The organism is Streptomyces sp. NPDC059524 (genome assembly GCF_042749255.1).
Taxonomy (GTDB): domain Bacteria; phylum Actinomycetota; class Actinomycetes; order Streptomycetales; family Streptomycetaceae; genus Streptomyces; species Streptomyces xanthii.
On sequence record NZ_JBHYTK010000013.1, the window covers coordinates 1 to 13,430 of the forward strand.

General features: G+C 72.8%; 13 protein-coding genes. 3 read left to right on the plus strand and 10 right to left on the minus strand.

The genetic code is table 11. The annotated features are described in order from the left end of the window. Positions 1–139: 139 nt before the first annotated feature. The 3 genes from ACFW9D_RS05995 to ACFW9D_RS06005 all read right to left on the minus strand — a co-directional run bounded on the left by ACFW9D_RS05995 (position 140) and on the right by ACFW9D_RS06005 (position 3,411). Positions 140–1,891: a PQQ-binding-like beta-propeller repeat protein gene (locus ACFW9D_RS05995; RefSeq protein WP_384618379.1), complete on the minus strand. Its 1,752-nt coding sequence runs from the start codon at positions 1,889–1,891 to the stop codon at positions 140–142. Continuing rightward, positions 1,864–2,655: a hypothetical protein gene (locus ACFW9D_RS06000; protein WP_384618381.1), complete on the minus strand. Its 792-nt coding sequence runs from the start codon at positions 2,653–2,655 to the stop codon at positions 1,864–1,866. The genes ACFW9D_RS05995 and ACFW9D_RS06000 overlap by 28 nt, the downstream gene beginning before the upstream one ends. Before the next feature lie 213 nt (positions 2,656–2,868). Continuing rightward, positions 2,869–3,411, minus strand: coding sequence for a hypothetical protein (locus ACFW9D_RS06005; protein ID WP_384618383.1), 543 nt, complete (start codon positions 3,409–3,411; stop codon positions 2,869–2,871). Between the two features lie 102 nt (positions 3,412–3,513). Here ACFW9D_RS06005 and ACFW9D_RS06010 point away from each other — a divergent pair, with 102 nt between their 5' ends. Beyond that, positions 3,514–4,338 (plus strand): SAM-dependent methyltransferase, encoded by an 825-nt coding sequence (locus ACFW9D_RS06010; protein WP_384618548.1) that lies wholly within the window; start codon positions 3,514–3,516, stop codon positions 4,336–4,338. Positions 4,339–4,439: 101 nt separating this feature from the next. Then, positions 4,440–5,243: a hypothetical protein gene (locus ACFW9D_RS06015; protein ID WP_384618385.1), complete on the plus strand. Its 804-nt coding sequence runs from the start codon at positions 4,440–4,442 to the stop codon at positions 5,241–5,243. A 52-nt stretch (positions 5,244–5,295) separates the two neighbouring features. On the opposite strand, the gene ACFW9D_RS06020 is transcribed toward ACFW9D_RS06015, so the two are convergent. Continuing rightward, positions 5,296–5,907 carry a TetR/AcrR family transcriptional regulator gene (locus ACFW9D_RS06020; protein WP_384618387.1) on the minus strand — a complete coding sequence of 204 codons (612 nt, stop codon included), beginning with the start codon at positions 5,905–5,907 and terminating at the stop codon, positions 5,296–5,298. 273 nt (positions 5,908–6,180) lie between these two features. Between ACFW9D_RS06020 and ACFW9D_RS06025 the strand changes: the two genes are divergently transcribed. Further along, entirely contained in the window at positions 6,181–7,092 is a 912-nt protein-coding gene (locus ACFW9D_RS06025) for an enoyl-CoA hydratase-related protein (protein WP_384618390.1), read from the plus strand. 60 nt (positions 7,093–7,152) lie between these two features. Here ACFW9D_RS06025 and ACFW9D_RS06030 read toward each other — a convergent pair whose 3' ends face one another. The 6 genes from ACFW9D_RS06030 to ACFW9D_RS06055 form a co-directional block, all read right to left on the minus strand. Further along, positions 7,153–7,488 carry a hypothetical protein gene (locus ACFW9D_RS06030; RefSeq protein ID WP_384618392.1) on the minus strand — a complete coding sequence of 112 codons (336 nt, stop codon included), beginning with the start codon at positions 7,486–7,488 and terminating at the stop codon, positions 7,153–7,155. 28 nt (positions 7,489–7,516) lie between these two features. Next, positions 7,517–8,275 (minus strand): 3-hydroxyacyl-CoA dehydrogenase, encoded by a 759-nt coding sequence (locus tag ACFW9D_RS06035; protein WP_384618395.1) that lies wholly within the window; start codon positions 8,273–8,275, stop codon positions 7,517–7,519. A 36-nt stretch (positions 8,276–8,311) separates the two neighbouring features. Continuing rightward, entirely contained in the window at positions 8,312–9,469 is a 1,158-nt protein-coding gene (locus ACFW9D_RS06040) for an acyl-CoA dehydrogenase family protein (protein WP_384618398.1), read from the minus strand. 211 nt (positions 9,470–9,680) lie between these two features. Continuing rightward, positions 9,681–10,574 carry an acyl-CoA thioesterase gene (locus tag ACFW9D_RS06045; RefSeq protein ID WP_384618400.1) on the minus strand — a complete coding sequence of 298 codons (894 nt, stop codon included), beginning with the start codon at positions 10,572–10,574 and terminating at the stop codon, positions 9,681–9,683. A gap of 112 nt (positions 10,575–10,686) precedes the next feature. Then, positions 10,687–11,877, minus strand: coding sequence for an amino acid deaminase/aldolase (locus ACFW9D_RS06050; RefSeq protein WP_384618403.1), 1,191 nt, complete (start codon positions 11,875–11,877; stop codon positions 10,687–10,689). Positions 11,878–11,957: 80 nt separating this feature from the next. Then, on the minus strand, positions 11,958–13,274 hold the full coding sequence (locus ACFW9D_RS06055; protein ID WP_384618406.1) for a D-arabinono-1,4-lactone oxidase: 1,317 nt from the start codon (positions 13,272–13,274) through the stop codon (positions 11,958–11,960). Between the last annotated feature and the right edge of the window lie 156 nt (positions 13,275–13,430).

The window sequence follows — 13,430 nt, forward strand, 5'->3', positions numbered from 1 at the left end:
GCCTTCTCGGGTGGCGGGTTCAGCCGGAGAGGGGCCCGTATCTGCGCGCGATCCGGTCCGCCCTGACAGGCTGGTCCGCCACACGCCGAGCGAAATCGCGGTACCGAGGTAGGGATCGGTGACTCCGCGGTGATGATGTTCAAGGCCGCGAGGCGGCCAGCGCCCGGCCGCCTCCGTTCAGGTCGGAGAGGTGCGTCGCCACGCGTGCGACCAACCACCTGGCCCGTGCCGTGTCGTTGCCCGTGCTGATTCCGAAGACGTGCCGGCCGGCCACCACGGTCGCGTGAGCGACGGGGCTCTGCTCCAGGCCCGTTCTGTACGTGTACAGGTGGACGCCCGGTCGCGGGGTCGTGACCTGGGCCAGTACGCAGCCGCCGAGCGGCGGGTCGCAGCCCCAGGGGATGCCGCTCGTCGCATAGGTGCGGGCGGCCTCCTCGTCGGGTGCCACCCAACGGACGGTGACGGAGAAGATGTCGTCGTCGGATCCGGACTCCGTGGCGAAGCGGCACACGCTCGGGTGCGGCAGCCGGACACCCATGACCGTACGGCTCGATCGCACCGGCAGCTTGACGTAGTCCCGGCCGAGCTTCTGGAGGAGTCCGGCACGAACCAGTCCGCAGGCGTCGGGCCAGTCCTTGCGTGCGGCGCCGCCGAGGCCGGCGGGTCGGTCCCGGTCCACGGCGCGGTGCCGGGGTCGCAGGGCCGTGTAGCGGGTGCCGTACCGCTCTTCGCTGCGGACGATGAGCAGGTGGCCGCTCCTGCCCACGAACGTCCCGGCCACGGGCCAGGGAACGGAGGGGCTGCGCCTGCCCGCGCGGTCCGTCAGGCTGCTCGCACCGGGCCCCTGAAGGCGCGCGTCCCCGACGGACCAGCGGAGGTCCCCGACGTACGCACCGGCGACGCCCGCGTCACCGACGGCGACGTCCCCGCTCGGGTCGTCGGGCACCGGCACGGGCTTGCGGTCCTTCCTTCCCCGCGCGTGTTCCTTGCCCGCCTCGGTGAACACCCGGAACTCGTCGTCGAAGGACACGACGATCGCGTGAGGGCTGGTGTCGATCCTCGCGTACTCCCGCCACTCCTCCAGCCGCCGCTTCCAGACGACTCCGCCGTCCCGCGCGTCCATCACCTGCAGTTCGGCGACCAGGCCCGGGCACTTGCCGAGCACGACGACGTAGTTGTCGGTCGCGCTGAGCTGGTACGGAGGATAGGAGGGCAGGCCGGGGCCCGCGGGCGCGACCTCTCCGCACGAAGCGACCGCGGGGATCCGCTTCCTCCAGCGGACCGCACCGCTTTGCGGGTCGAGGCCCGCGAGCCGGCCGCCGACCGCCTCGACCACGGGGCCCGGTGTCGGCAGCAACGGCGCTGTGCCCGTCCAGCCGTTGCCCGCCTTCTGCTGTCGGCTCCGGCTCGCGGTCTCGCGCCAGAGTTTCTTCCCGGTCGCGGGGTCATAGGCGTTCAGCGACTCCTCTGAGCCCTGCCGATCCATCGCGAACATCACGCCGCCCGAGAATCCGGCGGGTTCGAGTTCGCTGCCCGCGCCGCGCAGGGTGGACAGGCGGCGGCCCTCGCGTGTGTCCACGATGCCCACCGTCGCTCCCAGGGGAATCGCCAGCATGCTGTCGTTCACGGAGGCCGGCGTGTCCGCCGCGTCCAGCGCTCGTCCGGGGGTGCGGAGGGACCACTCCACTTCCAGCGCGTTGGGGCGCTGCACCGGCTCCTGCCGCTGCCGCCCCGAGTCGCCGTCAGCGACCGCCAGCAGCAGGAGGGTCAGGGTGAGCAGCGTCGCGTAGCCCGCGTGCCGGGCCCAACGGGCCGTACGGGTCCACCGGGACATCATGTCGCCCCACTCCTCCTCGGCACGGGTCAGCACTTCTGGGACGCGGGCAGCCATGAACACGGCCGGGGGTCTTCGACGAGCCGGTACGCGCCGTCGGGGGATCCCTCGTAGACAGCCTCGTACCGCTCGGCGTACCCGGTCAGCGCGTAGCGTCCCCCGCGTGGGGCGGGGACCGGCACGATGCCTTCCTTGCCGTTCCGCACGTAGTGGACGACGAGTCCGAACGCGTGGGAGCCGTGCTCGGCCCGGAACGTCGCCGAGAGGTTGACCTGCTCCCCCGGCGCGAGCGTGATGACGTGGTCCCTGAAGTACCGCAGCTCGGAGTCCTTCCCGGCGAGGAAGACGGGTTCCGGGCTGTCCATGTCCGCGAACAGCTGGATCTTGGACTCGCCCCCGGCTCCCGGCTCGCACACGAGCGTTCCGTCGTACGGCTCGCCCGCCCTGGGGTGCTTCGCCTCGATGCCGATCGACGTGACGGTCAGCGACTTCGAACCGCCCTCAAGGGTGAGGCTCACGTTCATTTCGCCCGCCCGCGCGCCCTGATTGCGGCGGATGACGGCGCCGACGTCCCCGCCGGACACGAGTTCGGCACGGTCCTGCGGGGAGGACACCCGACGCGGCAAGGCCGCACAGCCCGCCTCGTCCTCCTGCCGGGCGGTCACGACGAGCGGCGCCGCCGCCGAAGGGCTCGCTGATGTCGCACCTGCGCCGTCCGGCGCGGGGCTCGGCTCCGGGTCGCCGCCCAGGCCGATCCACTCAAGTGCCAGAGCGGTCAGCACCGCGCCGATCACGGGGAGACCCGCGCCGAGCCAGAGCACGCGCGCGTGCCGCTTCCACCACGGTTCGGGGCGCTCCGCCGCCGGCCGCCCCGGACGGGGACGAGAGCGTCCGCGCAGTGTGGTCCGGTTCCTCAATTCGCCCCCCGCGGATTCAGCGACAACTCCCGTGCTCTGACGACTCGTTGACGCATACCCGGTGGGGCTCGAAGGCACCCTGATTCCCGCGGACCGGATCCGAGCGGGCGAGCCCCGCTAGTCGACCGCAGCAGTCGCCGTCGTCGCCGGTACGGTCACCGCTTCGAGCCGCTTGATCAGGCGGCGTACGTGGAGCAGCGGCAGGATCCCGATGAGCCCGAAGGACATGTCGATGACCGACCACCAGAAGGGGATGCCCCGCACGGGCCCGCAGACGAGGGCGAGGGGAATGATGCCGACGCAGGCGATCATGCCGAACTCGACGACCCAGATGTTGCGGACGGGGTCGCGGTAGGCGCCGTAGAAGGCGACGGCGATGACGAGGTGCGCGAAGGCCAGCCAGTCGGTGCCGTAGAGCAGATACGGGGCCTGCGCGTCGGCGGTCTCGAGTCCGCCCCGCACCCGGTCGATCCACTCGGCGAGCCCGGGAAGGGCCTGGGCCACGGGCGTCGCCCAGCCGTCGAGCGAGGAGTCGAGCAGCCTGAGTTCGGTGACGAGCGGGAAGGCGGTGATACCGCTGAGCACGAGACAGACGACGAAGACGATCAGCCAGACACGGATGCGTGCGCGGAGGGCTCTCGGCCCGTTCGAGTCGCTCATGGGGGCAGCGTACGCCCATCTTGAACGTGTTCAAAAATGGTGCGGCGGCCGCAGTAGGCTTGCCCGGTGACTGACGAGCAGGGATCGGTGCGGCCGGCGGGCGTGTGGGCCACGGCGGTGGGAGTGGCCAGGGTGCGGGCGCTGGAGACCGCGCGGGAGGACGCGCTGTTCCGCGATCCGCTGGCCCGGGCCTTCGCCGAAGCCGGAGGCCTGTGGCCGTCGTCGCCGCCGCTGCCCGATGACGAAGGGGCGCGACGGCGTCGGGCGGCCGTCTCGCTCTCCGTCGTCATCAGGACGAAGTTCCTCGACGACCTGTTGCGCGAGGCTTCCGAAAGCGGCGTGCGGCAGGTCGTGCTGCTCGGGGCCGGTATGGACAGCCGGGCGTTCCGGATGGACTGGCCCGAGGGCACCCGACTGTTCGAGGTCGACACCGCCGCGCCACTGGACTTCAAGGCCTCGGTGCTGCGCCGCGAGCGGGCCGTCGCGCGCTGCGAGCGGATCACCGTGGCGGCGGATCTGCGGGAGGACTGGCCGCGCGCGCTGGCCGCCGCCGGCCACGACGCGGCCGCGCCGACCGTGTGGATCGCCGAGGGACTGCTGATCTATCTGCCCGAGGACGCGGTGGAGTTGCTGCTGGCCCGGATCGGCGCGCAGTCGGCGGCAGGCAGTCGGATGGGGCTGACGCTGGGTTCGCGCGGGGCGATCGAACGCTTCGGCGCGGACGCCGCGCCGGGGTCGGCGGCGTCCCTGTGGGTCTCGGAGATGCCCGAGGACCCCGTGGGCTGGCTGGCCGGCCACGGCTGGCAGGCCGCATGTCACACGCTGCGTGAACGCGCCGCCGCCTACGGCCGCCCGGTCAGCACTCCGCCGCAACTCGTCGAGCGATCCGGCGGGTTGGTCTCGGCGATCCGCATGCCCGTCGGCTGATGCGCGGGGGACTGCGGTCCGGGCGCCCCTGATCGGGATGCCCGACCGTCGCTCTGTCTATAGTCGCCCGGGGAGCACATACACCGGGGGGCTCGGAAGAGATGCGACGTGCGAGATCACTGGTCACGGTCTTCGTGCTGAGCGCGGTCGGCGTGCTGCTGCTCGGCGCCTGCGGGACCCTGCGGGCCGGTTCCGGGGGCACGGCGACCCCGACCGAGTCGGCGCGCCCGCAGACGTTCGCGCCGTTCCGGGTCACCGCCGCCCGGCTCGCCGACGACCGCCGCACCCTGACCGTCGACGCCGACGTGCCCGGCCCGGGAAAGACGTGCGCCCGCGACCTGAAGGCGGTCGTCACCGACACCTCGGACCGCACGGTGTGGGTGCAGGTGACGTTCTCCGCTCTGACGGGCGGAGCCCCGCACGACGACTGCCGCGGAACCGCGACGGCCACGGCGCAGGTGCGACTGCCGTCCCCGCTGGGGCACCGCGAACTGGCCATGGACACCCACACCGTGTTCACCATGGACGACGCCCACCTGCCCGACCTGCGCCTGTGCGGCGAACGCGGCTGCCACCCCGCGCCCACCGGGTGCACCCCCGCCTCCTACGACCAGGCCGTGGCGGCCCTCGACGTGCCGAACCACACCTCGCGCGGCGAGGAGCACTGCGACGGGAAGTGGCTCGTGTTCGACGTCTCCTCGCGCATGGGGCCCGCCTGCCCCGAGGGCGCGGGCCCCGGCTGCGGGGCGAGCCTGGGCGACCGCTGGTTCTTCAAGGCCGAGAAGGCGGGCTGGAAGCCGGTCGCCCGTGGCACGAAGGGAGGCTGCGTCGACGTGCACCGCGTCGAGCCCGCCTTCCCGTCCGCCCTGTGCGCCGATCTCCCACCGCTCGAGCGGTCGAACTAGGGCCTGCGCAAAGGGAAGGCCGCGGGCCCCGGGGGCGGACGGAAGCCGTGAGCTACTTGCGCACAGGGCGGCGGGCCGACCGCGGCCGGTACTCGACGACCGTGAGTGCGAGCGCCACGTAGCGCTCCACCAACTCGTCCGGCGACACCTCGCCGTCGACGCGGTACCACTGCGCGATCGCGTTGCACATGGCGATGACGGTGCGGCGGGCGTCGTCGGGGTAAGGCGTCAGGAACAGCCCGTCGGCGACTCCGCGCTCGATCACCTCGCGGAACTGCCGGGTGCCGCGCTCCTCGTTCTTCCGATAGCGGGCCAGGTGCTCGGGCTCGAGGCTGCGCCCCTCGGTGAGGACGATGCTGCTCTTGACCGGGTGCTCGATCCGGAACGCCACGGTGGCCGTGACCAGCGCCTCCAGCTGCTCGGCCGGGTCGTCACCCGCCTCCGTGAGCGCCGCCTCGCAGGCACCGAAGTAGGCGTCCAGTCCGTCGTCGAGGATCGCGACGAGCAGTTCCTGCTTGCCCTTGTAGTAGTAGTACAGCGCGGACAGGCTGACGCCGGCGCGCTTGGCGATGTCCCGGATCGACGTCGCCCCGTAGCCCTGCTCGGAGAACTCCTCGCGGGCGGCCTCGATGATGGCCTTGTGACCTGCGGGTCGAGTGGACACGACGCTCCGATCCGGATTCTGCGGGACTCCCTCACGCAACTGAACATTCGTACAGCGGTCAAGGCTCGGGTCATCGTACCGCCGGAGCGGACACCGCTTCCCGGATGCGTACCTTTCGGTAGATCGCCCGCACGGGTGGGACAGATCCGAGCTCCCGGCGCCGCGTCCCTGATGCGACGGGGCATGGTGGACGGGACCCACGTCTGCTAATTTAACGAACGTTCAACACGGCTGGACGTGCACGAAGCCCCGAGCACCCACCCAGGGACGACCATGAGAGCATCCGACACCGCCGTCACGGCGTACGAGCAGATCTCCTGTGCCGTCGCCAACGGCATCGCCACCCTCACCCTCGACCGCCCCGAGGCCCGCAACGGCTACACCCCGCAGATGGCCGACGAGCTGGCGCACGCGCTGCGCGCCGCCGACGCCGACCACGCCGTGCGGGTCGTCGTCCTCACGGGCGCGGGCCGGGACTTCTGCGTCGGCGCCGACCTGTCCGCGGGCCGGGACAAGGGCGAGGGCTTCTCGCAGGACGTCGGCGAAGAGACGCTGCGGCAGCTCGACGAGGGCTCCTACCAGGAGCCCGCCGGTCTCGTGACCCGCGAGCTGTACGCGCTGAACAAGCCGGTGATCGCAGCAGTGCGGGGCGCTGCCGTGGGCGTCGGCTCGACGATGCTGCTGCCGGCGGACTACCGACTGGCCGCGCACGGCACGAAGTTCGGCTTTCCCTTCACCCGGCGGGGCATCGTGCCCGAGGGTGCCTCGGCCTGGTTCCTGCCCCGTCTCGTGGGGCTGGGGCGGGCGATGGACTGGCTGGTCTCGGGTCGGATCGTGACCGCCGACGAGGCCCTTGCCGCCGGGCTCGTGCACAGCCTGCACGCACCGGACGAGGTACTCGACGCGGCGTACGCGCTGGCCCGCGAACTGGTCGCGCACACCGCTCCGGTGTCCGTCGCGATCACCCGTCAACTCGTGTACCGCATGGCATGGGCCGAGAGCCCCGAGGACGTCCACCGGCTCGACTCCCGTCTCGTGTTCGACACCGTGCGCGGCGCGGACGCGCGGGAGGGGGTGCGGTCGTTCTTCGAGCGCCGGCCGCCGCGGTTCCCGGGTCGGGTGCCGGAGGATCTGCCGCCGTACCTGCCGTGGTCGCAGGCTCGGCCCGGGGACACCGAGGTCTAGCGTCGGGCCGCCCGCGCAGTACGAGGGGACACCTCAGCGAGCCCCCGGCTCCCGGCAGTTCTACGGGGCGAGGGTCGCCGTCCCCGTGACGCCGGGCGCCGTGCCGGGGCGGCCCGGGGCGTGGCGGCGGGGCAGTTCGAGGAGGGACAGGGCGAGCAGCGGGCCGTGGACGACGAGGTCGGGGTAGCCCTCGACATCACGGGCGGGGTCGGGCCGCAGCGTGAACGCCCGTTCGGCGGCGGCCTGTTGGACCGCCACGGGCGGGGGGGGCGGCCGTGCTTGGCGCCGTCGATGAGGTACCCGTCGCCCGGCCGCAAGGATGCCGGCCAGGGCGCCGCCCGGCTTGCCCTTGCCGACGGGGGTGTGTACGGCGTCCACGATCACCGCGTCACGCATGCTGAACTCGTGCGTGGTGGTGGGTGGTTCAGCGGGGAGCCATGCGGATGCCGCCGTCGAGGCGGATCGTCTCGCCGTTCAGCATCGGGTTGACGACGATCGACTCGGCGAGCTGCGCGTACTCGGCGGGCAGCCCGAGCCGGGCCGGGTGCGGCACCTGGGCGCCGAGCGAGTCCTTGGCCTCCTGCGGCAGCCGCCCGAGCAGCGGGGTCTCGAACAGGCCGGGCGCGATGGTCATCACGCGGATGTTCGTGCGCGCCAGATCGCGGGCGATGGGCAGGGTCATGCCGACGATGCCGCCCTTGGAGGCGGAGTACGCGCACTGGCCGATCTGCCCGTCGAACGCGGCGACGGAGGCGGTGTTGACGATGACACCGCGGTCGCCGTCGACCGGCTCGTTGCCGCCCATGGCCTGCGCGGCGAGCCGGATGACGTTGAACGTGCCGATCAGGTTGACCTCGACGACCTTGCGGAACATGGCCAGGTCGTAGGGGCCTTCCTTGCCGACGATGCGTCCGGCGCCGCCGATGCCCGCGCAGTTCACGGTGATCCGCAGCGGGGCGAGGGCGGTGGCCGCGCCGACGGCGGCGGTGACGTCGGCCTCACTGGTGACGTCGCCGGGCACGAAGGTCGCGCCGATCTCCTTGGCCACGGCCACGCCGTCCGAGGTGGGCAGGTCGAGGACGACGACGTGGGCGCCGGCGGCGGCGAGGCGCTCGGCGGTGGCGCGGCCGAGACCGGAGGCGCCGCCGGTGACCAGGGCGGATGAGCGGGCGTCGATCTGCATGACAAGTCCCTTTCTCAGCAAGACGAGTTGACGGATTCAGAGCCCGAGCGACTTGGCGATGATGGTCTTCATGACCTCGCTGGTGCCGCCGTAGATCCGGGAGACGCGGGTGTCGGCGTACAGGCGGGCGATCGGGTACTCGGTGACGTAGCCGTAACCGCCGTGCAGCTGGAGGCACTTGTCGATGACGCGGCCCGCGACCTCGGTGCAGAACAGCTTGGCCTTCGCGGCGTCGGCGACCGACAGCTCGCCCCCGTCGTGCAGTTCGAGGGCCCGGTCGGCCATGAGCTGGGCGGCCTCGACCTCGGTGGCGCACTCGGCGAGCACGAACTTGGTGTTCTGGAAGTGGGCGACCGGCTGCCCGAAGACGGTGCGCTCCCGCACGTAGTCGGTCGCGAAGCGCAGGGCGGCGGCGGCCGTGGCGGCGCCGCCGATGGCGATGGTCAGCCGCTCCTGGGCGAGGTTGTGGGACAGGTACGAGAACCCCTTGCCCTCCTCGCCGAGCAGGTTCCCCACCGGCACCTTCACGTCGGCGAAGGCCAGCTCGGCGGTGTCGGAGGCCTTCAGGCCGATCTTCTGGAGCTTGCGGCCCACGGAGAAGCCCTCGCTCGCCGACTCCACGACGAGGATGGACAGTCCGGCGCGGCGGTCGGCCGGGTCGAAGGGCGCGGTGCGGGCGACGACCAGGACGAGGTCGGCGAGGGCGCCGCCGGTGATGAACGTCTTGGCGCCGTTGAGCACGTAGTGGGTGCCGTCGGCGGACAGCGCGGCCCGAGTCTGGATGTTGGCCAGGTCGGAGCCTGTGCCGGGCTCGGTCATCGCGATGGCCGTCATCAGGTCCCCGGTGGCGAACCCGGGCAGCCAGCGCTCCTTCTGCTCCTGGGTGGCGTACGTCATCAGGTACGGCAGGATCAGGTTCGCGTGCACCGAGTAGTTGCCGAACGTGACGCCGGCGCGGGTCGTCTCCTCGGCGGCGACGGCCGCGAAGCGGAAGCTGGTCTCGCCCGCCCCGCCGAACTCCTCCGGCACCTGGATGCCGAGCACGCCCAGCTCGCCGAGCCGGCGGTAGAAGTCGCGCGGCGGGTGCCCCTGCTGCTCCCAGTCGGCGTGGACCGGGACGACCTCCTTCGCGATGAAGTCCCGCAGCGTGCGACGGAACGCCTCGTGGTCCTCGTTGAACACCGTACGGCGCACGGCAACCTCTTCTCGTGCTGGGTGCGAGTGGGGCGGTCTGCGCACTCGGGCGAACGGGCGGCCCTCACGTGGCCTGCCCCGCAGACTCGGTGTCGAACGATCGTTAAGTTATGCCCGTACCGCAACCCCTGTCCAGAGTGCCCGTACACCGTGAGCAAGTTCGGGGTGAGGACGCTGAACCTTGCGTCACGGACTTCGCCGCGCACGCGGATCAGCGCACGTGCAGGAGCGCCTCCTGCGCCACGGACGCGACGAGCGCGCCGCCCCGGTCCCAGAACTCGCCGTGCGCGAGGGTGCGGCCGTCGCCCGCGACCCGGCTGCGGCACACGTACAGCAGCCACCGGTCGGCGCGGACGGGCCGGTGGAACCACATGGCGTGGTCGAGGGAGGCGAGGGCGACTCCGGCCGGGCGGGGTTCGCCGAGCGGCACGAGGGCGGTCGGGGCGAGCGGCGCGTCGGAGATGTAGGCGAGGACGCAGGCGTGCAGGGCGGGGTCGTCGGGGAGCGCGCCGACGGTGCGCAGCCAGGCGTGGCGGACGATCTCGCCCGTCGCGGGGTTCCCGGGATGCGGTGGCCGTGGGACCTCCCGGTAGTCGAGGGACGTGCGCAGCGGATGGTCCGTGGGCCGGAACGCCCAGGCGTCGCCGAGCCCCTCGGGGCCCGGCACGTCGGGCATGCCGGGCTGGCGGAGGGCGGACGCGGACTGGGGCAGCTTGAAGGAGACGCTCATCGTGAGCGACTCCTTGCCGTCCTGGACGCCGGTGACCTGGCGCATGGAGTAGCTGCGGCCGTCACGAACCGCCTGGGACTCGTAGCGGACGGGCCGCTCGGGCGAGAGGGCCCGCAGGAAGTAGGCGTGCAGGGAGTGCACGGCCCGGTCCTCGTCGACCGTCCGGTACGCGGCGGCCAGGGCCTGGCCGAGGGCGGCGCCGCCGTAGCTGCGGTTGCGGGCGCGGCCGGAGTGGCAGTACCCGAGGAAGGCGCCGTCGCCGGTGGCCTCGACGGCGATGTGCTCGCCCTTGCCGAGCGGGCCGGGCACGGTGCCGGGCCCCGGCGTGTGCCGCCCGTCCGCCGTCGGCGGTTCGCCGATCACGATGCCGCTCACCTTTCTCTCACTGCACTCCGTCGAACGATCGTTAAGTTACGAGGCGTCGCGTGCCGTTGTCCACCCCGCACAGTGAGATCGGGCGGGCGAATCACCGCCCGGTGAGAGTCGGCTACAGCAGGGCCTGGCCCTCGCCCCGGTAGGTGGGCATGACGGCGGTGACGCGGTTGCCGTCCACGACATGGAGTTCGTTGACGCGCTCGCACAGCTCGCCGGCCTTGGTGTGGCGGAACCAGACGCGGTCGCCGACGGCGATCCGCGCGGCGCCGGGTCCGATCAGCGGGGTCTGGACCTCGCCCGCGCCTTCGAGCGGGGTGAGCCGGAGGCCGCGCGGCCAGACCGGGGTGGGGAGCCGGTCGCGGCCCGCAGCGCCGGAGGCGGGCCAGCCGCCGCCGAGGACGGTCACGCGGCCGGCGGACGGGCGGCGCACGACGGACTGTACGAAGAACGTCGCGGGCCGGGGCCGGAATCCGCGGTAGGTGTCGAAGAGGGTCGGCGCGTAGAGGCCCGAGCCCGCGCCGAGTTCGGTGACGGCGCGCTCGGCGGCCGTCGACTCCAGGCTGCCCGTGCCGCCGCCGTTGACGAACTCCAGCGGCGCCACGCCCCGTACGGCCGCGACCACGGCGGCGCGGCGCAGGCTCAGTTCCCGCCGGGACGCCCGCTGCAGGGCCCGGATGCCCGCCCGGCGCAGGGGCGAGCCGGGGGCGTCGTCGCCGACGCCGGCGATCTGTGCCTCGTACGCCATGACGCCGACCAGCTGGAGTCCGGGGCGCTCCCGCACGGCGCGTGCGAAGGCGCGGGCCTGTGCGGGGGTGTGCAGCGGGGAGCGGTGGGCGCCGAAGTGGAGCCTGCCGCCGAGGGACTTGAGCGAGGCGTCGAGGTCGAGGCAGACCCGCAGCGGATGGCCTCCGGCGGCCGCGGCCTCGGCCATCCGGTCCAGGTGCGCGGGGCAGTCGGCCATCAGCGTGACCCTGGCGGCGGCGCGGCCGTCGGCGGCCAGCCGGTGCAGGGCGTCGTCGTCGGCGGTCGGGTAGCCGACGAGGATGTCGTCGAACTCCTCGGCGAGCCACAGGGCTTCGGGCAGCGTGAAGGCGAGGATGCCCCGGAAGCCCGGCATCTCGAGGACCGAGCGCATGACGGACCGGCAGCGCACGGACTTGCTGGCGAGGCGGATCGGCTTGCCTCGGGCACGGCGCCGCATGGACTCCGCGTTGTGCTGGAGGGCACGGAGGTCCAGGACGGCGAACGGGGGCCGGAGTTCACGGGTGGCCCGGTCGAGGGCGGCGAAGTCGGGCGCGTACATGGGCGGTCAACCCCTCGGGGCGGGGAACGGGTGGGCGTACGGCGGCTGGTGCGCGGGCAGGCGGCGGTCGACGGGCGGGCTCAGCCCAGGTCCGCGCCGACCGGGCCGAGGACGCGGCGGACGTAGTCGTTGGTGAACACGCCCTCGGGGTCGAGCCGGGCGCGGACGGCCTGGAAGTCCCGCCAGCCCGGGTAGCGCGGGGCCAGCGTGGCGGCGGTCTGGAAGTGGCGTTTGCCCCAGTGCGGCCGTCCCTCGTACTCGTCCATGATCGCCTCGACGGCGCGGAAGAACGCCTCGTACTCGGCTCGCGCGATCTGGTGCACGGCGACGTAGGCGGTGTCGCGGCCGTGGGCGGTGGACAGGAAGGCGTCGTCGGGGGCGGTGAACCGGAGCTCGACGGGGAACAGCACGGGGAGCCGCCGGTCGGCGATCAGGGCCCTGACCCGCTCCAGCGCCTCGACGGCGTGGGCGCGCGGGATCGCGTACTCCATCTCCGTGAACCGCACCCGCCGCTCGTGCGCGAAGACCCGGTGGCTGTCGTCGAGTTGTTCGTAGCGGCCGATCAGGCCGCTCATGGTGCGGGCGATGCCGGGCACGGCACCGGGCAGGAGGCGGCCGAGGCCGCAGGCGGCGCCGAGGCCGGCGTTGCTGACGGCGTCGTCGTTCCACCAGGCGGCGATCCGGCCGGGCGGCGTCGCGGGTCGGTCGGTGCGGCGCGAGGCGTACGTCAGGACCTTGTCGGTGTGCGGCAGGGCCATGACCTCGAAGTGGTCGTGCGCCGCGACCAGTGCGTCCAGGTCGCCCAGCACCTCGGCGGCGGGGCGGAGTTCGTCGATGCGGTGGATGCGGAACGCGGGCACGCAGCGCAGCGTGTACTGGGAGATCACGCCGAGCGCGCCGACGGAGACGCGGGCCGCGCGCCAGGCGTCGGGGTCGCGCTCCTCGTCGATCTCGACGACCTCGCCGGTGGCCGTGACGAGCCGGCAGCCGACGACGTTGGCGGACATGTTGCGGAAGCGCTCGCCGGTGCCGTGGGTGGCGGTGGCCAGCGCCCCGGCGAGGGACTGCTTGTCGATGTCGCCCTGGTTCTCCAGGGCGAGGCCGTGCCGGTGGAGCTCGGCGGCCAGCCGGTGCAGTTTGATGCCGGCCTCGACCTTCACCAGGCCGGTCCTCGGGTCGACGTCGAGGACGCGCTGCATGCCGCTCTGGTCGACGAGGACGCCGTCGGTGAGGCAGGTTTCGGTGAAGGAGTGTCCGCTGCCGACCGGGCGGACGGGCAGGCCCTCGCGGGCCGCGCGGGCGACGGCCTCGCTGAGCTGCTCCTCGTTCGCGGGGCGCTCGATGCGGGTGGGGGCGCAGGTCTGCTGGCGGGCCCAGTTGCTCCACTTCGCGGCCATGGCGGTCTCCTTCACGGGGTGGGGCGAGTTCACGGTGGGACGGGTCGGTGCGGGTGGACGGGCGGGGCGGGGCGCGAGACGGTATAGCGCCACCGATACGCGCCCAGGAATACACGGTGGGCGAGAGAAAAGGCGGGGTTGAGAGAGTCGCGCACC

Bases quoted from the DNA above. Each gene is read 5' to 3' on its own strand.
- ACFW9D_RS05995 (WP_384618379.1), bottom strand. From the start codon at position 1,891: ATGGCTGCCCGCGTCCCAGAAGTGCTGACCCGTGCCGAGGAGGAGTGG.
- ACFW9D_RS06005 (WP_384618383.1), bottom strand. From the start codon at position 3,411: ATGAGCGACTCGAACGGGCCGAGAGCCCTCCGCGCACGCATCCGTGTC.
- ACFW9D_RS06015 (WP_384618385.1), top strand. From the start codon at position 4,440: ATGCGACGTGCGAGATCACTGGTCACGGTCTTCGTGCTGAGCGCGGTC.
- ACFW9D_RS06025 (WP_384618390.1), top strand. From the start codon at position 6,181: ATGAGAGCATCCGACACCGCCGTCACGGCGTACGAGCAGATCTCCTGT.
- ACFW9D_RS06030 (WP_384618392.1), bottom strand. From the start codon at position 7,488: ATGCGTGACGCGGTGATCGTGGACGCCGTACACACCCCCGTCGGCAAG.
- ACFW9D_RS06035 (WP_384618395.1), bottom strand. From the start codon at position 8,275: ATGCAGATCGACGCCCGCTCATCCGCCCTGGTCACCGGCGGCGCCTCC.
- ACFW9D_RS06050 (WP_384618403.1), bottom strand. From the start codon at position 11,877: ATGTACGCGCCCGACTTCGCCGCCCTCGACCGGGCCACCCGTGAACTC.
- ACFW9D_RS06055 (WP_384618406.1), bottom strand. From the start codon at position 13,274: ATGGCCGCGAAGTGGAGCAACTGGGCCCGCCAGCAGACCTGCGCCCCC.